Annotated in this window: 22 protein-coding genes; 1 reads left to right on the top strand and 21 read right to left on the bottom strand. The window is 41.1% G+C overall.

The window, feature by feature from the left end:
- Positions 1-5: 5 nt before the first annotated feature.
- Genes IM797_RS19490 through IM797_RS19475 form a run of 4 tightly spaced genes read right to left on the bottom strand, consistent with a single transcriptional unit; the run spans position 6 to position 5,683 of the window.
- Positions 6-1,106, bottom strand: a complete 1,101-nt coding sequence (locus IM797_RS19490) for an efflux RND transporter periplasmic adaptor subunit (protein ID WP_194128848.1) — start codon at positions 1,104-1,106, stop codon at positions 6-8.
- 10 nt (positions 1,107-1,116) lie between these two features.
- A complete protein-coding gene (locus tag IM797_RS19485) occupies positions 1,117-4,302 on the bottom strand; it encodes an efflux RND transporter permease subunit (RefSeq protein WP_194128847.1) in 3,186 nt (1,061 codons plus the stop codon).
- 5 nt (positions 4,303-4,307) lie between these two features.
- Positions 4,308-4,709: a TolC family protein gene (locus IM797_RS19480; protein ID WP_194128846.1), complete on the bottom strand. Its 402-nt coding sequence runs from the start codon at positions 4,707-4,709 to the stop codon at positions 4,308-4,310.
- Positions 4,697-5,683 carry a TolC family protein gene (locus tag IM797_RS19475; protein ID WP_194128845.1) on the bottom strand — a complete coding sequence of 329 codons (987 nt, stop codon included), beginning with the start codon at positions 5,681-5,683 and terminating at the stop codon, positions 4,697-4,699. Before IM797_RS19475 ends, IM797_RS19480 begins: the two co-directional genes overlap by 13 nt.
- Before the next feature lie 25 nt (positions 5,684-5,708).
- On the opposite strand from IM797_RS19475, the gene IM797_RS19470 reads away from it, so the two are divergent.
- Positions 5,709-5,906 (top strand): hypothetical protein, encoded by a 198-nt coding sequence (locus tag IM797_RS19470; protein WP_194128844.1) that lies wholly within the window; start codon positions 5,709-5,711, stop codon positions 5,904-5,906.
- A gap of 332 nt (positions 5,907-6,238) precedes the next feature.
- On the opposite strand, the gene IM797_RS19465 is transcribed toward IM797_RS19470, so the two are convergent.
- The 17 genes from IM797_RS19465 to IM797_RS19385 form a co-directional block, all read right to left on the bottom strand.
- Positions 6,239-7,666 carry a bifunctional UDP-sugar hydrolase/5'-nucleotidase gene (locus IM797_RS19465; protein ID WP_194128843.1) on the bottom strand — a complete coding sequence of 476 codons (1,428 nt, stop codon included), beginning with the start codon at positions 7,664-7,666 and terminating at the stop codon, positions 6,239-6,241.
- Positions 7,667-7,676: 10 nt separating this feature from the next.
- Complete coding sequence (locus tag IM797_RS19460; RefSeq protein WP_194128842.1) at positions 7,677-8,135, bottom strand: DsrE family protein; 459 nt, start codon at positions 8,133-8,135, stop codon at positions 7,677-7,679.
- Between the two features lies 1 nt (position 8,136).
- Positions 8,137-8,856: a c-type cytochrome gene (locus IM797_RS19455; protein ID WP_370583100.1), complete on the bottom strand. Its 720-nt coding sequence runs from the start codon at positions 8,854-8,856 to the stop codon at positions 8,137-8,139.
- A gap of 361 nt (positions 8,857-9,217) precedes the next feature.
- A complete protein-coding gene (locus tag IM797_RS19450) occupies positions 9,218-10,555 on the bottom strand; it encodes an MBL fold metallo-hydrolase (protein ID WP_194128840.1) in 1,338 nt (445 codons plus the stop codon).
- 16 nt (positions 10,556-10,571) lie between these two features.
- A complete protein-coding gene (locus IM797_RS19445) occupies positions 10,572-11,777 on the bottom strand; it encodes an FAD/NAD(P)-binding oxidoreductase (RefSeq protein WP_194128839.1) in 1,206 nt (401 codons plus the stop codon).
- A 2-nt stretch (positions 11,778-11,779) separates the two neighbouring features.
- Positions 11,780-11,977 (bottom strand): DUF2892 domain-containing protein, encoded by a 198-nt coding sequence (locus IM797_RS19440; RefSeq protein ID WP_228098978.1) that lies wholly within the window; start codon positions 11,975-11,977, stop codon positions 11,780-11,782.
- A gap of 99 nt (positions 11,978-12,076) precedes the next feature.
- Positions 12,077-12,397 carry a DUF983 domain-containing protein gene (locus IM797_RS19435; RefSeq protein WP_194128837.1) on the bottom strand — a complete coding sequence of 107 codons (321 nt, stop codon included), beginning with the start codon at positions 12,395-12,397 and terminating at the stop codon, positions 12,077-12,079.
- 75 nt (positions 12,398-12,472) lie between these two features.
- On the bottom strand, positions 12,473-12,886 hold the full coding sequence (locus IM797_RS19430) for a DUF6691 family protein (protein ID WP_194128836.1): 414 nt from the start codon (positions 12,884-12,886) through the stop codon (positions 12,473-12,475).
- Between the two features lie 14 nt (positions 12,887-12,900).
- A complete protein-coding gene (locus IM797_RS19425) occupies positions 12,901-13,458 on the bottom strand; it encodes a YeeE/YedE family protein (RefSeq protein ID WP_228098965.1) in 558 nt (185 codons plus the stop codon).
- Between the two features lie 41 nt (positions 13,459-13,499).
- Entirely contained in the window at positions 13,500-14,918 is a 1,419-nt protein-coding gene (locus tag IM797_RS19420) for a rhodanese-like domain-containing protein (RefSeq protein WP_194128835.1), read from the bottom strand.
- An 83-nt stretch (positions 14,919-15,001) separates the two neighbouring features.
- A complete protein-coding gene (locus IM797_RS19415; RefSeq protein ID WP_194128834.1) occupies positions 15,002-15,799 on the bottom strand; it encodes a sulfite exporter TauE/SafE family protein in 798 nt (265 codons plus the stop codon).
- Positions 15,800-16,008: 209 nt separating this feature from the next.
- Positions 16,009-16,650, bottom strand: coding sequence for a Crp/Fnr family transcriptional regulator (locus IM797_RS19410; protein ID WP_228098964.1), 642 nt, complete (start codon positions 16,648-16,650; stop codon positions 16,009-16,011).
- Between the two features lie 106 nt (positions 16,651-16,756).
- The gene (locus IM797_RS19405) at positions 16,757-16,930 is read right to left on the bottom strand and encodes a helix-turn-helix domain-containing protein (RefSeq protein ID WP_194128945.1); all 174 of its coding nucleotides are present in this window, start codon (positions 16,928-16,930) and stop codon (positions 16,757-16,759) included.
- 433 nt (positions 16,931-17,363) lie between these two features.
- Positions 17,364-18,008, bottom strand: a complete 645-nt coding sequence (locus IM797_RS19400) for a hypothetical protein (protein ID WP_194128833.1) — start codon at positions 18,006-18,008, stop codon at positions 17,364-17,366.
- 106 nt (positions 18,009-18,114) lie between these two features.
- Positions 18,115-18,528 (bottom strand): Crp/Fnr family transcriptional regulator, encoded by a 414-nt coding sequence (locus tag IM797_RS19395; RefSeq protein ID WP_194128832.1) that lies wholly within the window; start codon positions 18,526-18,528, stop codon positions 18,115-18,117.
- Between the two features lie 418 nt (positions 18,529-18,946).
- Positions 18,947-19,609 carry a hypothetical protein gene (locus tag IM797_RS19390; protein ID WP_194128831.1) on the bottom strand — a complete coding sequence of 221 codons (663 nt, stop codon included), beginning with the start codon at positions 19,607-19,609 and terminating at the stop codon, positions 18,947-18,949.
- Positions 19,610-19,636: 27 nt separating this feature from the next.
- On the bottom strand, positions 19,637-20,221 hold the full coding sequence (locus IM797_RS19385; protein WP_194128830.1) for a TetR/AcrR family transcriptional regulator: 585 nt from the start codon (positions 20,219-20,221) through the stop codon (positions 19,637-19,639).
- Between the last annotated feature and the right edge of the window lie 190 nt (positions 20,222-20,411).

Genomic DNA, 20,411 nt, shown 5'->3' with positions numbered 1-20,411 from the left:
TCGATTTATTTAATTACAATTTTTATTCCTTCGGTCAACTCTTCAGTTCCCGATTTTACAATTTGATCTTTAGAAGATAGTTCTCCAAAAACTTCCTGAATTTCTGCTTTTCTGATCCCCAGTGAAACAGGAATCCTGGAAACTACATCTCCAACTACTTTAATAACAAAAATGCCCGATTGTGCATTAACAACACTGGTCACAGGCAGCCAGGCGGTAGGTCCAGGTCTTTTTAAGGAAAGTTTAACCTGTGCGTACTCGCCTCCTCCAAGTTCGCCATTTGTGTTATTCACATCAAACTCAGCGGTGACTGACCTGGATTGCTGATCCAGCACACCACTTTTTCTTGAAAGTACAGATTGGTAGATTTTTCCAGGATGATCCGCAACTGTAAAGGAAACTTTAGTTTGTTTATTGATTGATTGCCCATGCTTTTCTGGAATAGCAACTGTCAGTCTCAAATTTCTGGTTTGAGAGATAGAAAATAGTGGTGTCTGCGTGCCTTCGCCAACTAATGCCCCAACAGAAACATTCTTATCAGTTACCATTCCATCAAAAGGGGCGGTTATCCTTAAGTACTGTTGCAATTGTGCTGAAGCTCCGGTTTTTGCTTTGACGGACGCATATGCGGCGCTGTCACTTATAAACTTACTTCTTGCCCTGTCCAGTTCAATCTCTGCAACTGCACCGGACCTGGCGGCTGCCTTGTTTAAGCGGTCGTAGGCCTGACGGCTGTAGAGGTAGTCTTCATGGAATTTATTTTCATCCGCCTTAGCAGCAAGATATTGCTGGCTAATCTCCGGAGCCTCTAACACCGCGAGTAATTGGCCACGCCTTACCCGGCTACCCCTGTCTACCAAAATTTGTTTGACAAAGCCCTTAACCTTCGGGTATAGCACCACTTCCTCAAAAGCCTTGAGCTCACCGGGTAGTTCAAGTGAATAGCCCGGCTGATCCATCACCGGATTTATAACCTCTACGGCAGTTGATTTTTTGGCTACAACAGCTTTAGTATTGGGTTTTTCCTGCCCGCATGAAAAAATAAGGAGCATAAACGGCAAAAAAAAGAACACCTTCGTATAGTGTGTGAAATTGATTTGTTTCATAATTAGTTTATTAAGTTGTTGGGATTAATATATTTTTAAGGTTTGAATTTTCAGGATCGTCAGGATCAAGCGTAGAACTATTTCTGCTTTTATTTTTCATCACTAAAGCATACAGATGTGGAAGCACCAATAGTGCGGAAAGGGTTGATAGGAGCAATCCTCCGATTACGGCTTGTCCCAGGGGAGCAACCTGCTCACCACCTTCTCCCATGCCCAAAGACATAGGAATCATACCGGCAATCATTGCAAGTGTGGTCATGATGATCGGTCTTAGCCTGGAGGATGCGGCTAAAAATGCGGCTTGCCTTGCAGCAAGCCCATGTTTCAACCGGTTAAGCTCTGCCTGATTGATCATTAGTACTGCATTGGATACAGAAACGCCAACAGACATAATAATGCCCATATAGCTTTGCAGATTTAAGGTACTGCCACAAAGAATAAGCATAATCAGACTTCCGCCTATTACAGCAGGAACAACAGATAAAATCAACCCTGAAACCGCAAATGATTGATAATAGGCGGTAAGCATTAGAAATATCACTACTATTGCCACCACCAGTCCGATCTGTAAACCAGAAAGGGTATCCTCAAGCAACTGCATAAGTCCTTCAGTGGAAACGATGATTCCTCTGGGCGGTGTTCCCGCATCTTCGATGACCTGTTTGACGGCCTTTGATGCCGCACCAAGATCTGACTGATAGGTGTTCGCCAGGATGCTTACATACCTGTTAGGCCCTTGCCTGTTTACCTGTGCAGGCATTTTTATGATAGATAAAGTGGCAACATCCTCCAAAACAGGTCTTGAAGCCCCTGATTTCAGTGGCAGCGATCTCAGCCTGTCAAGAGAATGCATATCTCCCTCTGGAATTTGAACCTGTACCTGAAAGACTATTCCTGATTTTGGGTCAACCCAAAGGTTTTTATTGGTAAATCTGGTGGATGAAGTGGCAATGGTGAGCGTGCGTGCAACATCTTCCATGGTCAGGCCAAACTGGGCTGCAAGCTCCCTGTTGACATTGATCTGTACACCAGGTGAGTTTACAGGTTCGGCAATACGGATATCCCTTAGTGCAGGAATATCATGTAATCCAGCTTCAATCTTTTTAGCTAATTTCTCTGCCCCTTTTAGTTGACCAGCAGCCACTTTGATTTGAATAGGCGTCATTGCGCCCTGGCTCATGATTTTTTCGACAAGCTCAATGGGTTCAAAATTTACTGCCAGTTCGGGTAGCTGCGCTTTAATATCTTTACGAATGGATTCCTTGAGAGAGGCAATAGATCCGGAAAAAACATGCTGATCAATTGAAACCTGCAAGACTGATTCATGTGTTCCACTGGTAAATAAGAAAACGGGATTAATAGCTGTGGCCGATGGCTGTAGGCCGACAAAGGCTGAAGTAATTTTTATGGCATCCGGAGGCAGTTGGCTTTGAATGATCTCGGTAACCTTTTTCAGATAGCCTTCTGACTTTTCAAGCCTGCTTCCTTCTGGGGCCACAATTCTTAGCTGAATATCTCCGCTGTTGCTTGCCGGAAGGATATCTGTACCAATTAAGGTCGCCCCTGTTGCAATAAGTACAAGAACGAGAATCACATAAATACCTAGTACTCCAGCAACCCGAGTCTGCCCATATCTGGTTAAGATGAGGTACCGGCGTTTAAATTTTTCAAATCTAGTCAATTTTTTAGCCTTGTTATTTGGCTTGTGATGGATGATCAACTCGGGCTTCATTAACCAATTCGCAAGTATGGGTACAAATGTCTGTGAAGCAATGAAAGAGGCGATCATGGCAAATGCAACAGCCATAGAAAGGGGCATGAACATATCTTTAGGAATCCCGGTCATCATAAACGAGGGAATCAATACCGCCAGAATACAGAATAGGATCAGGATCTTAGGGATAGAGATTTCAATCAAGGCATCCAGAATAGCCCGTTGTTTGGGTTTTTGCATCTCAAAATGCTGATGGATGTTTTCAATGGTTACAGTAGCCTCGTCTACAAGAATACCAATGGCCAGGGCTAGCCCGCTCAAAGTCATTACATTGATCGTCTGACCAAACAAATACAACATAATTACAGCAGAAAGTATGGCAATAGGTATGGTTAATACCACAATCAGTGAACCCCTGGCATCTCCAAGAAAAAGAAAAACCATGATCCCTGTCAGCACCGCACCAAGGATGCCTTCATGGATCAGGTTTTCCAAAGAACGTTCTATATAGCTGGATTGATCAAATACATATTTGATGTCCACATCCTCGGGCATTGCCGCTTTAAGCATGGGGATTGCAGCCTTTAGATTTTCTACAACTTTAAGGGTTGAGGCATCAGCCTTCTTGATTACAGGAAGGTAAACCGACCGCTTTCCATTAATAATTGCATAACCGGTAGTTGCATCTGCTGCATCCTCAACTGAGGCTATATCTCTAATAAAGATCGTATTTCCCTTAGTTAATTTCACGGGTATATTCAAAAACTCCTCAGGGTCTTTGGCTATAGAGTTTAAAGGACTCATCAGGTTTTGGTCCCCGATCCTGATGTTACCGGCCGGAGAAGGGAAATTATTCTTAGCAATGGCCATGGTAACTTCCTGAGCAGATAAGCCATAGGACTGCATCAGTTCAGGGTTTACTTTGACTACCATGGTACGGATGTTTCCGCCAAAAGGTGCTGGAGCTGTCACTCCGGGAATAGATACAAACATGGGTCTGATCTTGGTCAGTGCAAGTGTCTGCAACTCGGTAATAGAGCGTTTGGGGCTTTCAAATACCAGCTGACCAATGGGAAGTGAGCTTCCGTCAAACCTGACTACCTGAGGCGGAACGGCTCCGGGCGGCAGAAAGCCCATAGCCCGGGAAACCTGGGTAGATACTTCGGCCGAAGCCTGCGCCATATCTGTACCCGGATAAAAGGTGAGTTTCATCAGCGTAAAGCCCTGAACACTTTTAAAATCAATATCCTTAACACCGCTTACAAAAATAAGTACCTTTTGGAATTCATTAGCCATAAAGCCATCCATGTAGGCTGGGGTCAGCCCTCCGTAGGGCATGGCAATATAAATTACCGGCAGCTCCACCTTGGGAAAAATGTCAACATTAATGTTCCGAATAGCTGTAAAAGAAAAGTAGGCGATAGCAATGACAGCTACCATTATGGTGAGTGGCTTTTTTAGTGCAAACCTGATCATATTCATGGCGCTTAATTAAAATGGTTAAGTAATAAAGAGAAGTCACTGGATAGTTCGGCCTGGGTAGTGATCAGGTTCCAATAGTTCTGTCCGGATTGCAGGTTGTCACGTTCCGAAGACTGCAGCAAAGCCTGGATCTGTAAGAGCTCTGTCAGGTTGATTAGCCCACCCAGATATCTGGCAAGGTAAAGTTCGTAGGCCTCTGATGCTTTTGCAAATGCCTTTTGAGTTTGGCCAAGCAATGTCCGCTGCTGAAGAATTCTTAAAGACACGGCCGATAAGGCGCTGTTCATCTGCACCTGCTGCAGATTATATTTTTCCTGTACCCCTTTAATGGTCTTTTGGCTCCGCTTTCTTTCTAGTGAGCTGGTATAAGCATTACCGATGTTCCAAGTAAGGCCTACCCCAACCAAATAGTTATTGGCAAGGTTTTGATAGCCTGAGCCGATGCCCGGTTAATGATACCGTTTTGCCCGATACCACTGCCCCTTGTAGATACCCCTCCCAAAATTGAGAAGGAAGGCAGTATTTTTCTTGCAACCACCTGCTCCAGTGTTTTTTCGTAAGCCAGTTGTTTCTCAATCACCTGTAAGTATGGATGGGTAGAATTAATAGTATCCTGATCAGCTTTAGCTATTTCCATTTCTGAAGAAGAGTGATCAGCAACCGACCAGCTGATGTTTGGTACCACTTCGGTAAAATTTGCTTGACTGGCCTGGTATCTTCCAAGCCACTCATAGCGGATGGCCAGCGCCTGGGAGTAGGCAGAAGAGACAATCGCCGTGTCAGCACCGGGCTTTAACCCGGCAGAGGAAAGGCTTTTAGCAATTTCAAGAACCTGATTCACACGTTCCACATTTCTTTCCGCCCATTGCAAGTTGGCCTTACTATAAAAAATATCCAGATATAAGCGGCTGATCTTGGAATGCAAAGACAATCTTGAAGCGTCGTAGCTGCTTTTGGCTCCTTGAACCTGGTATTCAGCAGCAGCGACAGACTTCCTTTGCCTGCCAAATTCAAAAACTTTCCAATCCATTAAGACAGAGCCAAATGCATTTCCGGTAGCCTGTGCTCCGGCATCTAAGCCCAGGCTGTTACCTGTCACATTAAAAACGCCAGGAACGGGGAAGAAAGCTCCGCTGCTACCCTGATAGGTTCCGTAAGACTGTTGTGCCTGTAGTTGTACCTGCGGAAGGGATTTACTTTGAACTTCCTTTTTACGGATTTCAAATTCCTCTACACCCGCAGTACGTTCTGCCAGTCCGGGGTAGGTTCTGTCTGCCTCTGCAAAGGCATCTTTAAGGGTTATTATAGGTAGCTGCTGGGCTTTTACAGAATTCGAAAATGCTATAAAAACCAGTAAGGTCAGTTGAAGGATATACTTCATTCTCTTTTAAGTATTAATGATAGAAATGTGCAATAAGATAAGGATACCCGCCAAAAGCAGGTACATCCAGGATGATAGTTGCAGAAATTCTATATTAACAGAAGCCTGTTCCGAAGGAAAAGGGGAAGCTGGGGCCAGTTTTGTAGAGAATACGGAACCGGCAGATGGTTGTGATCTTTGTAAAATAGAAGAACAGAAATTAAAAAAGCAGGTACCAGGGTAAAATACAACAATAGCGTTGCTGCTGTTGAGCGCTGCACATCTATACCGGAGATTAAACTGCTTTTACCCTCTTCAAATTGAGTACAGCTAGTATTCCAGACAGCTATAGTTTGATCTGGAAACAGGCGAACTTTGCCGGGAATCGTCCCCTGAATGACAAAGGAGGACTCCTGTGAAAACAAATGTGCTAAACTTTTCCGTACACCACATGAGGAAATCGTAATCAAAAAAATCAACATGCAAATCCCCAACAGCTTATAGCCATTAAGTTTGAAACTGTTGAAATGTTGCCGATTAGTTTTCTTCATTTTTTGTAAAAGTAAGGTTTTTATTTTAAATGAGCATATAAGAGGACTCCTTTAAGGGATCATAAGGGTTGTGCTTATGTAAGAAATTAGTAATGGCTTCCACGACATCGATGTCCAGGTCTTTCCTGCCAGTACCTAGTTTTTCAGAAACTCCCTGGCTGGTAACAAACGCTAACTGGTAAGTTTGAGTTTTATCAAGCGGCTTATCACCAACAAACGTCTGCTGAATGCGGCTCCCTTTAGGGTTCTCAATTCTAAGATATACATGCAAGCCAACGGCACGTTTTACGTATCCGCCCATTTGCATCATCGGATCTGCAGAGAAAGTCCTTTCCAGATTCTGTTCCAGCATTTCAATAATCTCCTCACCCGTCAATTCAACTACAGATACAGGCGGGTTCATTGGAATCATATTATAAAGATCCCACTTACTAATTTTTCCTGCAGGTATCGGCGCACTATACCTCCAACCATTCGAGAAAGCAAGAGCAGTCTTTGCAGCTAAGCATACAGCTCGCAATAAAAGATCATCCATAGAGGAACCCATTGTATTGTACCTGTGTAGCAGCCCCGTTGTTTCCCCAATATATTGGGTTTGCAAATATTTATAGGGCTCCATGATCTGCTCCACAATCTCACTGATTTGCGGGTCTTCATCAATTGAATCAGTTATTGGAATTAATTCATATTCATACCCTTGTATTTTTGCATGATCTATGAGTAAGTCAAGCTTTCCAAGAAAAGCACCATGGCAGCCACACTGGACGACAATACATCCATAGATAACGGTTGGTTCAAAGAGCCTGTTGTGGGTATGGGCACTGAGGCAAACATCAATTCCCGGGATTTCATTCAGCATTTTTATATCCTGAGGGTAACCATTGTGCGAGAGTAGAAACACCAGATCAGCTCCTTTATCTTTGATTGCACGAATCACCCCAGAGAGCTCCTTCATGCCGTCAGTGACGGTCAGGCCCTCGCTAAAGTTCTTTGGCATGGTCTTATCAATAATATTGGAGCAAATACCAATTACGCCGATCTTTATGCTACCTGCTTCTAAAAGGAGGTAAGGATCCAATAGCAAGCTACCGTCAGACTTAAAAACATTAATACCAAGAACAGGGTATCCCAACGCCTGCTGAAGTTTAAGTAGCTGATCAGCTCCGTAGGCAAAGTCCCAGTGGCCGACCATGGCGCTGAATCCAAACTGCTTGAGTACAGGTAAAATTGCTTCTCCCTTGCTTTCAACCAGTGGCAGCGTACCATGAAAAGTATCACCCCCATCAAAGACAAGCGTATTTGGATTTTCTTCTCGGATTTTTTTAACAAGAGTCATGATCCTGGCGTAGCCACCTGCGCTACTGACCTTTTTCTCCATACCCTCAAAAAATAATTCGCTATGCGGCTCCAGGTAACCGTGAACATCATTTAGATAAGCAATTGATAACTTCATTTGATTTAGTTTAGGGATGCACAATTGCCCAGCCCTGGGCTGAGCGAATGATAATTTCTCCATTTCCACTAGGCACGTAATGGATAAAGTCGAATAATTCTGATTTTTGAATCTTTCTTTCCCTGATTGTATTTTCGCACTGCGCCAGGATCACCCCTTTAGCCACAAGTGCCTTTAATGATTCCTCGTATTTGCCGGTTTTATAGTAGACTGCAACTCCTTCGCCAAAGGCGATAAGCTCAATTTCTAGTTTTCCTTTCAGGCGCGGGTCATCCAGCGCGTTCTTTATATTCCTGAGCGTCCCGGATATTTTCTTTTCTTCGGAACTATTCAGTACATATAACGCTTTATAATGTCTTTTGGTTGCCTTTGCTCCGGCAAAACCAGACAAAGAATTGGTTTGCCCTACAACCGGCTTTGTTAAAGCCATTAGGGCGAAAGCGATCAATAGTAATTTATAATGTTTCATTTTAATTTTTTTTATGACTTTTATTGGCTGACTTGATAACTGCGAACGGACCAAATTTGTGTTGCTGCTCGCTGAAAGCATCCTGGTACGGGCCAAAAGGAAAATCTATTGGCTTTTTATCCTTTTCTTTATAATCGTTATGCTGATCGCGGTGCCCTCGAGGTTTCGAGTTCACATATGCTGCTACATCCCAGGCCTCCTGATCACTAAGCTTTGGGCTTTTATAAGTAACTCCCAATGGCATATTATTCTTGACAAACCCTGCAAAGTTACTTAAACGGTACATGCCAGCTGCGTCATTATAACTTTTATTCCCCCATAAAGGTGGATAAACATAGGATTTCTTATTTACAGCTAACAGACCCTGACCGTTTTCACCATGGCAGTTTTGGCATTGGGAACGATAGACCATTCGTCCCTTTAATGGATCAGCTGCCCGAGACATGTAAGGTAACTTTTCCACCGATTGTCCGCCAGCTTTATGATCTGCGTGATCAGCACCGACCCAAGCCATGTAAGCCAAAATTGCTTTCATTTCCTTACCATCAGGTTTTAAGCGTTTACCATTCATACTCCGCTCCATGCACTCGTTAATGCGCTCGTGGGCAGGCTCAACCTTACCACTTCTGCCATTTAACTTTGGATATTGACTAATAAAAACCGAAAAATCTAATGCAAAGGGCTTAGTACCCGCTTCAAGGTGACAATTCTGACAATTCATCCCGTTTGATAGCCTGGCAACGCTACCCATCGGACCAAGATATTCTGAAGTATAGGCAACAAGATTTTTACCGTAACGAATTAATTTTCCTTTTTCGTCAGAAGGCATACTACTGGTATCGGGTGCCTGCCATAGTGTTCTATTCTGATCCAAAGCTGAATCAGGCTTTCCTTTATGAGCGACACTTGAAACGGCGGTACTGTGTGTGGCCTTTACTTTTTGAATACTATTCTTGCTAATTATCAAAAGGGCTATCCCTCCAAGAACGACCACTCCAATAACTAAATATAATACCGTCCTTAAAAGAGTCACAACAGTTTTCACTTCAAATATTTCCTCTGGATCCTTCTTCATTTGAGGTCTAACTGAATTGTTTGATTGCATTACCAATATCAAACACCATTACCTTTCCTTGCAATTTAGCACTGATCATTGAGCTGGCGGCCGCACTTCGATATCCTCCTGCACAGTGCACTGCAATGGGTTTATCTGTCGGGATTTCTTCTATTCTCCCTCTTAACTCACCAAGGGGAATAGCAACGCTGCCGGGAAATATTTTGTGTTCTTTTACTTCTGATTCATTTCTTACATCTACAATTGTATAATGCTCAGTATGCGCTTTAAAGTCCGCTAAATCCAGATTTTCCATAGTAAGCTCTCCACTATTACCAAAAAAGCTACCTCTTATCTGACCTTCATAACCAATAGAAGCAGTCCTGGTAACTAATTCTTTTAAAGTTGACTCATCCTTAGCCTTCAAATAAAATCCTTCGCCTGGGCTTATAATGCTGCCCAACCAGGTCTCAAACTTAGTGCCTTCCATAATATTAATGGAGTGTTGTTGATGGCTTGCCTTAAACAGCTGATCGTCACGGCTGTCAATGATCCATACTGTTTCATCTATAGGATACTGGGCTTTGGTAATCTCAACCAGATCTATAGCTTGTTGAAAGTCTGGTGCGCCTTTCTTGTTTAATTCCACATCATAGGAAAAATAGACCGGGATAAAAGGCTGATTTGAAGTAAGTTCCTCAACAAATTCAGATTCAGTCATTTCCTTGAGCGACCAGTTGGTCGCTTTTTCTGCTCCTATAGTACTGCTGCTGGCCTCACTAAGCGCTTTACCGCAAAGCGTCCCGGCACCATGGGCTGGATAAAGAATGACATCGTCCTCTAAGGTCATCAGCTGGTCGCGCAATGAATAATACATCTTCCTGGCCAAATGCATCCGCTCGGCATTTGCATCCCCTCCGCTTTCTCGAAGGTCAGGCCTGCCGCAGTCGCCAATAAACAGGGTATCCCCAGAAAACAAAGCTTTATCTTTCCCTTCATGTTCCAGGACTACGCAAATACTATCTGGTGAATGCCCGGGAGTGTTTAATGCCTTCAATTTTATTTTTCCAATTTCCAGCACATCTCCTGAATCAAAAGGCAGAAATGGGTATCCCGGTTCTGTGAGCTTACTTGCATAGATGGGAGCGTCGCTGTGATGGTGGATCTCTAGATGTGAGCTGACAAAGTCTGCATGCGGGTGCGTTTCTATCACCCCGATAATCTCTGCATGATTTTCTTTGGCATAATTATAATATGGCTGAGGATTGCGGGCAGGATCGATCAACACTACTTTATTTTCACATTCGCTTAAAATGGCGTAACTATAGTGAGACAGAAATTTGTCTTCAAATTGTTTTATCTTCATGATATTGAAATCTTATCTATGCTGTTCCTTTTAAAATTTTGTTCCAATACAGCCAGGGCAATACTTTGGTCTTAAGCAGCCACATGCTATAGCGTTCTTTAGCCTGATTAAATGGAAAGGTTTCCATCGGCTCATTATTGTAATCAAATTCCGCAAGTACTAGTTTACCGTAACCGGTAACAAGTGGACAAGAACTATAACCATTATAAGAGTTACTCAATGGCTTACCCTTCATGTATTCTAGTAAGTTATCTACCAACACGGGCGCTTGCTTTCTAATAGCGGCACCCGTTTTTGAATTAGGGGTAATACCTGCATCGCCACAGCCAAAAATATTTAGAAATCTATTGTGTTGCATCGTGTCCCTATTTAAATCAACCCAACCTAATGGATTGTCCTTAATAGCAAGAGGACTATTCTTAATAAAGTCTGGGGCAGATTGAGGAGGAGTAACATGAATCATATCAAATTGTTGCTCAGTTCTAAGCAGCTGATTGTCATCTCCCTTAGTTTCAAAAACAGCTGTTTTTGAAACTGGATCTATTTCAATCAGGTTATAATTAAAATGTGTTTGAATACCGTATCTAACAATTACTTGATTTAAAACTTCTGCATATTTTTTCACTCCAAAAATAACACCTCCTCCGCTATAGAAATGAACTTCAGATTTTTGAAGTAATCCTTGCTTTTTTATGTAATCGGCCGCCAGATACATGATTTTTTGTGGGGCACCACCGCACTTAATCGGAGTGTTAGGGTTGGTAAAGATTGCTTTTCCAGACCCAAGGCTTCTTAAAGTTTCCCAGGTATAGGGTGCAGATTCGAACGTATAATTGCTACAAATCCCTCTTGTCCCAAGATTTTCCTTCAGTCCTATAATCTTGTGCCAATCCAGTTGTATACCGGGCGCAACTACGAGGTAATCATAGCTGATTCCTCCGCTCAATTTGCATTTTAAAGTGTTTTGTTCAGGTGAAAAAGACAGAACCTCATCCTGTATCCAATGTGCCCTTTCTGGAATACAATCTGCTTCCTTTCTTATTGTCTTTTTTATATCGAAAACACCTCCTCCAACCAGTGTCCAAGCTGGTTGGTAATAATGGTTTTCTGATGGGTCAATAATTCCTATTTCAAGAGTGCTATTCTTTATTAATAACTGCGCGGCCACAGAAATGCCTGCATTGCCTCCGCCTATAATAAGGATTTGATAATGATTTTTCATAGTCATTCTGTGTTTTTTCTACGAGTTGTAATACCGAATGGAAGATAAATGTGGCAAAAGCTAATAAAGCTTGTGGCAATCAATATGACCGAAATTACCAATAAAATAAACGCTGCCGTTCCGCTGATTACTCCGGTAAAGTAAAGTATTCCAACAACTATGGCGATCACTATCCTTACACCTCTATCAAGGTTACCCATATTTTTCTTCATAACTTTATATATTGATCTAACCAAATTTAATCATTCACCATTTTCCTCCTTGTGACTTTTGTCACACAACTTCAAATCATTTTTTGGCTAGCATTTATTTCCTGCCTCCTTGTTGTACTTGATGTGGGAGAGTAAGTGTAATAAAAGCGTTCTGGCATATCTGTAATTGAAGGTAAAAAGCAATAGCACAGGGGCAATCGTTGTCCCGATGATAGCCCATTCATCCTTGTCATTAAATAAGATGAAAGCAAATATTCCTGCATTAACAAGTTCCGCTACGATAAATACATAACTAACATACATTGCACCAATGAAAAATCCTGGTTCAATCTCATACTTAAGGTTACAGCAGGAGCAATTGCTATACATCTGGTCGTATTTCCAGTGGAACATAGAATATTTGTACATTTTTCCCTTTCTGCATCTGGGGCACCTATGTTCCAGTATTGCTGCTAACTCTGTCATATGACGATATTATAAACTTTAATGGGGTAGCCTATCCTTAATAATTCCATAAAGATAGGTTCCCAGTAAGGCGCCCAATATCACTATTATCATAGCTGGATATCCACTCCCCAGATTGACAAACATTGGACCAGGGCATGCACCTGTAAGCGCCCATCCCAGCCCGAAAATTGTACCTCCAATGAGGTATCTTGGATAGGACTTATCCTTGGCCTGAAAAACTATTGGACTTCCAGAAATATCTCTGGCGCCGGTCTTTTTTATTAGGTATACAGCAAGAATTCCAAGTAAAACAGCTGTCCCGATGATTCCATACATATGGAACGACTGGAAACGGAACATTTCCTGGATTCTATACCATGAAACTGCTTCTGACTTAGTCATTACTATTCCAAAAAGTGTTCCGGCCAGAATGTATTTTATAAATTTCATAATGATTTTTTATATTAAAAAATTAGAGGAATAATAAAGTATGTCATTACCATTCCTCCTAAGAAGAATCCAACGACCGCGATAAGGGATGGCACCTGTAGGTTTGAAAGCCCTGAAATGGCATGTCCTGAGGTACATCCGCCAGCATAACGCGAGCCGAAACCAACTAAAAGTCCGCCGATAAGAAGTATTGCCAGATTGCCCGGATCTGTCATTGCCTGAGCCGAGAAAAGAGATTGGGGGTTTAGTCCCCCATCGAAGTTAATGCCCAACTTTTTTAGATCGGATATGGTGGCTACCGAAAGGTTTAACGGTTTGTCATCGCTCAGATAAGAACTGGCAATGAAGCCACCCAGGATAGATCCTAGAAGAAACATAAGGTTCCAGACTTGTTCTTTCCATCTGAAGTCGAAAAACTTAACCCTTTTTCCTGCACCGGCTATGCTACAGATTGTTCGTAGGTTGGACGAGAATCCGAATGATTTTCCGAAGAAAAGTAAAATGAGCATGATGAGTACGATCATCGTCCCAGAAAAATACCATGGCCAAGGCTGTATGATGAAATTAATCATGATGTCTTAAATGAAAGGTTAGTAATGATTTTTGCATGCATTTATTTGATTGTACTTGGACAAATAAATGCTGTTGTACCAATAGTTCCGTCTTCCTGTATACCCTTAAATCCTCCTGCGATATCTATTAGGTTGTTATATCCTCTGGCCCTCATTATTGAATTGAATATCATGGACCTATAACCGCCTGCACAATGAACATAATGAGTTTTATTACAATCAATACCTTTGAAGTTTTCGTTGATATAATCCAGCGGAAAGTTAACAGCACCCTCAACGTGCTCACTTTTGTATTCGTTCACCTTTCTAACATCGACAATTGATATCTGCTCAGATTTAATAATTCCAGACAAAGTCTCTACCGAGATCGATTCTATTTCATCACTTTCTTTTCCAGCATCCTTCCATGCCTGTAGGCCGCCTTCAAGAAAACCTATAGTGCCGTCAAAGCCAACTCTTGACAATCTGACAAGAACTTCTTCGTTCCTCCCGTTTTCGGTGACGAGCAAAATGGGCTGTTTGATATCCGGAATAAGCGTTCCTACCCAGGGCGCAAAGTTCCCGTCTATTCCAATGTTTATCGAATTCGGGATAAAGCCCCTGGCAAAGGCCTGAGAATATCTTGTATCAAGAATAATAGCACCAAAGTCATTAGCGACTTTCTCAAATTCATCCGGACTCATCGCATGCATCCCCCTTTTTAGTACCTTTTCAAAACGCTCATATCCGTGAATGTTCATCATCACGTTTGCTGGGAAATAAGATGGTGGTGGAAGCAGTCCGAAGGTAACCTCTTTAATAAACTCATCTTTAGTCATATCGGCTCTCAAGGCGTAATTTGTCTTCTTCTGGTTCCCCAGAAGATCTGTTGTTTCCTTACTCATGTTCTTACCACAGGCACTGCCCGCCCCATGGGCAGGATAGACTATAATATTATCCGCGAGAGGCATTATCTTCTTCCTGAGGGAATCATATAAAAATCCTGCAAGCATTTCGCTGGTCAGCTCACCAGCTATTTTCTGAGCGAGGTCTGGCCTTCCAACGTCTCCTATAAAAAGTGTATCTCCTGAGAATAGTGCAACTTCGTTGCCTGACTCATCGCTTACCAAAAAACAGGTGCTTTCCATAGTATGCCCAGGGGTATGTAATACTTTGATCTTTGCTCCGCCGAGCGTGAGTACTTCTCCATCCTTTGCACCATAATAATGGAAATCCGGTTTAGCATTTGGGCCATAAACAATTACAGCGCCGCTTTCTTTAGCCAAATCAAGATGTCCCGAGACGAAGTCCGCATGAAAATGGGTCTCCAGTACATATTTTATTTTAGCACCATTTTTTTCTGCGTAATCCAGGTAAGGCTGTACTTCACGTAAAGGATCTATTATTGCAATCTCCGCGTTACTTTCAAGATAGTATGCTCCCTGTGCGAGGCATCCTGTATAAATCTGTTCAATGATCATGATAATATTTTATTTTATAAAATTAAAGATTACGGTTTTGGAGTACAGTGACTTGAGTCACATAGCAAGTCTCTGTAGCCACTTTATTTTAAGACGATCTCTTTAAACAGGATATAAAATCCCATAACCAACACAAACCATCCGAAACCTTTTTTAAGCTTGTCACCCTCTATTTTTTTATTTAGCATTCCGCCTAAAAAAATACCCGCTATGGCCACCCCCGTAATCTTAAATAAAAACAGCCACTCAATGTCAAAGTGCCCAATGTCTCCTGTAAAACCAATAAGTGAATTGAGCGCAATTATGAAAAGAGAAGTACCAACTGCCTCCTTCATGGGTAGTCCCACAAGGATCACGAGTGTAGGAATCAGCAGAAAACCGCCTCCCGCGCCTAGAAATCCAGTAGCAAGACCTATGGAGATGCCGTAATAAAATAATTTACCTACATGTAATTTCCGTTTTTTTATCAGGGGAGAAACTTCTTCTTTACCTCCGCGTATCATCGCTACTGAGGCTGCCACCATAAGAATAGCGAAGAGCACCATCATCAATATATTTTCGGTTAACTCAAAGTTTCCAATTAATAAAATAGTTTTGGGAACAAGTGGTATGATAAACTTCCTGGTTAAAAAAACCGTCGTAATCGATGCGCTTCCAAAAAGTAATGCTGTCTTGATATTGACCAAACCTCTTCTAAAATTCCCGATTGTACCAGCAAGGCTTGTAGAGCCTACTATAAATAAAGAGTATGAGGTAGCAAGCAACGGACTTACGCCAAAAAAATAGACTAAAACAGGCATGGTAAGAATAGACCCACCACCTCCAATTAAACCAAGAGAGATTCCAATTAAGGCAGAGGCTACGTAGGCAATTATTTCCATTTATATTAATTTTAAACAAAAATCGTAGATTAAAAATCCTTATAAGGTGACTTTTGTCACACAGAACTAAATAAACTTACCTTGTCAAAGGCATCGTACATGTTATCAACCGCTACAATAGTAAATGAAAAATGAATGTGGAATATTCTTAGATAATTTTTCTCACGGTTTGCGATTCCTTTATTTTTTAGTTATAGAACCGATATACCTTATTTAATGAATTCAATATAATTCCGATGCATTATAATCTGCCCTGCCTGTTCCATTTTTTTTAGCAGTCTGGAGATAACCTCCCTAGATGTATTCAGGTCAATAGCAATCTCATTATGGGTAATATGAAGTTCTGTGGTTTTAAGATCAGAATACTGTTTTTCAAGGTAAAAACCAAGTCTATCATCCATTGCTTTGAAGGCTACGTTGTCTATTACAATAAGAAGTTCCTCAAATCGCATTCTGTAAGTTTCTATTACAAAATAATACCAGCTTTTATATTCCCGCATAAGCTCATCCATTAATGAAATAGGGATCATCATTACAGTGGTCGGTTCTATGGCTTTCGCCATGACCTGGCTTGTTTCCTGTTTGGTTGCACAGATCATAGACAGTGCGCAAGCGTTTCCAGGCTGCAGATAGTACATAAAAAATTCTTCACCATCGTCGCCTTCTCTGTATAACTTGACCATTCCCTCGACAATAAGCACAGTGGAACGCATATTCTGACCTGTCTGCATAAGCATTTCACCAATATCAAAAGTTTTCATTACTGCATTTTGAAGAAGAACTTCCTTCAACGCGGGTTCGAACTGCGGGAAATAAAGGTCAATAAATTCAGCTATCATTGGATATTTCATTTTAAGTAATTCAGAGCTTAATGATAGTTATACATTATTCTTTACTGATAAGTCAATTCTTCAAGTGGATTATCTGCATGATAGAGATAAAGTAAATCCTATTAGCTTATGTTTTGTAATATAGCTTTTTGAAGCCATTCGGAGTTAGACCTTCATGTTTTTTAAAAAATTTTCCGAAGTAGGAGTTGTCCGCAAATCCAAGATGATAAGCAATTTCAGCGATGTTTTTCTGATCATTAATTAATAATCCTTTTGCTTCAAGAAGTATTCTGTTACGTATATGTGTATTTCAACAAAAGTGGGGAAAAACCGCAAAATGGCCAGTGATTCCGCATTTAAACTGACACGTCATTTCGTTTAAACTGGTTCTTCCCCACTCATATCTGCGAAATATACACCTAACACTAATTTAAACTCCGATATTCATTTTGCCTCATACTTGTTTTTTGTTTAAACATCATTGTAAAATGTTGAGGATATCTAAAAGCTAACTTGTAAGCAATTTCGCTGATTGATTTACTACTATCAAAAATTCCATTTTTAGCAACATTAATCACTTTTGATCGAATGTACTCCTAGTGAGCCTTAATATGATTGAAATTGAAAGCTTTACGGGTTTTCTCTACAAGCAAGTATAAATGGGTATAAATTTGAATTTTAGAGAATTATGAACTATTCTAAAAGCACTAACTTTCTGTGAGCTCACCATAGGCTCATGGAGACTTTCGTTTTATAACATCACTTAAAGACCTAATATCTAATTCATTAAGCGCATCAAAATCGACAGTAATTGGCCGATTAGTTTTATTTTTGTAGATGTTCCCATCGTGTATTAAGTCTAGATAACTAGACTGTCCTTCACTGAGCAATTTTAGTTCTTCTTTTTTAATCCAGATTTGTAATGCATCTTCATTTTCAACCTCATCCTCTTCAATCAAAAAAGAATCGAATTGAAAATGAAAATAGTGGTAAGCTAGTAAGCAATAGCGAATTAATTCGCTAATCCTATCTATTACCATGTGGATATTATTAAGGTCAACTGCCTTATTGGGAACGCATATTACAGCAATCTTCTTATCTTCGATAAATCGAAGTGTTTTAGCCGGCATCTTATATTTTTTAGAAACTTGTGCAAATAACTTTGCAAAGTACTCATGTTTATCTCTGACGGTCATTTTTTGGTCTGACCAAATTCCCCTATATTCTGAATTCCTAATCTCTCTGTATTTCGCGTGGCTATCTGCGGTGAACATCTTTTCATAGAACGCCTGTGCAAGTTTCGGGGTATTTATTATCAAACCATTGACATCTATTCCAAAAATATTAATCGCAACATCGACACATTGGGTGAAGTCCATAAGCGATTAAATATATTCCATAAGTTCGCCGTTACTTACTTTAAGAACTTCATCGACAGTTGGATTTTTCCCACGCTTGATCTTCTTAAATAGTATATATGACTTTTCATATTGGAGAGAACCCCTTAACCAGCATTGATCTTCCGAATTCCCTGAATTCTGGTAAGCTGTGGAAAAGGGTATTCAATTGTGCATAGGTGATAAACCAACCTTCACAGTCACTCAACGCTTGAATATTCTCCAATGACTTTGTCCGCTCGAAGAAAGAGGAAACCTCAAAGACCACCTGACCAGGAGCATAAAAACTCGTGGTGACTTCGTTGCCAAGTGTATCATGAGCAAAAGCACGCATGTATCCCCTTTCCAAAAACAGGTACTGGTCGCAAAGAGTTCCTTCCACCAAATGAAACTGATTTTTAGCGATGGACTTATAGTCAAACTGTTCTGCGATTGTCCTGGCAACTGACGGAGTGATCAGATTGGTCTGGTGAAAAAATGTGATCAAGCGTTCTTTGTCCATATGCAACTTTTAAACGCACAAATGTAAATATTTGTGATCACTAAAGCATATTGACCTTAAACTATGGATCAACAGCTTGCAATGAATTTCCATTGACTTAAATAATCGGCGAGATGACTTATCACGGCAGATTTATTTTTTAAAAAATCCTTAAAATACACAACAGACCGCCCAATACGACTACCACCAATATGACAAGAAAAAAAATAGATGGATCGAATAGACTATAAAGCGTCGGTTTTTCTTCAACAGTTGACGACGTTTCTGTCTTCGTCCGTTTTCTTGCCAGAAGCTTTTTTTGATAGGATGGCCTGTCGTTACAGATGGTGAGCGGCGATGGAGCATGATCTAATATACACAATTCAACACAAATAAAGTGTCTGAAACGACTAAAATCTATCAGGACACTTGCTTTTCATCAGTCCTTTTGAGCGACCGAGACATTGCGAATCAACCTCAATATCGCCCAAATACCCGGAATCATCGGAAGAATAGCTGTATACATGCCGGAGAAATAATAACTACCGGTTGTCTTCCACCAATAATTGTGCATACCTGAAACAAAAGTTCCATGAATCTCCTGAGATATAGCCCCATCCAAATCCGGCATAATCGACGGCTTGATCAAAGGAAAAATAAAATGAGTAAATTCTGCTACGCCCGGTCCTATAAAAATAAAGCAAGCGATAAATCCAGCAATTGGCACTCTATAATACAGCCCGAGCGCCGTCAGCGTATAGATCACAGGTCCGATGAATGCAAAAATCATCAGAAAACTTTTTTCACTCCAGCTTATATCGAATAACCTGCTCATGGCTGGTCCGAAACCAGTCAGGTACTCTTCGCACATGTGAACTTCCAAAGCAGCTACCGTCAGCAGGAATAAGGGCAGGATAATCTTAGGATCAACCGGTCGCTTCAGGTACGTATAATGCCACATCACAAATCCGATGATACCCGATCCCCCGACGATAATGACAGGAGGCAAACCAATGTTGCGGTAACCTTGGCTACAGGCAAATAGCACAAACAATGCGGCGGCAGCCATGCTCACGTATTGCATACGTTTTGAAGTTTCCATTTTTAATGATTTAAATTATATTTGATGCTACACTGATAACCGACCCAGTATTTCCCTTACCACATGGTCCTTTCTGGATTGTAAGAGCGCGGTATATTGCTCATCCGATTTATGCAGTAGTTGCTTGAACACCGGCGCTACTACAAAGGGATAAACACACAATGCTACCATATCTATAAATAAATTTTCATAATCTATCTTTCCCCCGCTATACTTGTCAACCTGCTCCCTGAAAAGTTTCAAATTGATCTTTTCCTCGCCTGCGAAAATTTCAGTAATTCTTTGCGGATTGTGACTAAGTTCATTGAGTACAAAAACCGGTATACCCGGATTTTGAGCTAAAGCATCAACCGTCTGGTTCACATAGCTCACAATCTTATCTTCCAGGCTCGCGTTCCCATTCAATACTGTCGTTATATTCTCTACAAAATGTTCAAATGCCTGCAAAAACACCCGATCGAATAACTGTTCCTTTGTCTTGAAGTAATAATGAAGCATCGCTTTATTGATACCAGCTAAATCGGCAATTTCCTGCATCCTTGCACCCGCCAAGCCTTTTCGGTAAAAGACTGTACCGGCTTGTTGCAATATATTTTCTTCGGTTGTGATCATACAACAAACATACTAACTAACCAGTTGGTTAACAAATAAACTAAGAGATTAATTTATGGTCGATGTTATTCACGCTCATCCGCTTTGGTATCAAACCGTGTTCTTAAAACAAATTAACAAGCATAGGCGACATCGCCGGATGTTGAAATTTTAAAATTATACAACCTTTTCGAGTATTAGTGCAACGCTG

This window comes from Pedobacter sp. MC2016-24 (assembly GCF_015223055.1).
Taxonomy (GTDB): domain Bacteria; phylum Bacteroidota; class Bacteroidia; order Sphingobacteriales; family Sphingobacteriaceae; genus Pedobacter.
Note: the sequence above shows the minus strand (reverse complement) of the source record. Positions and strands in the feature narration are given on the sequence as shown.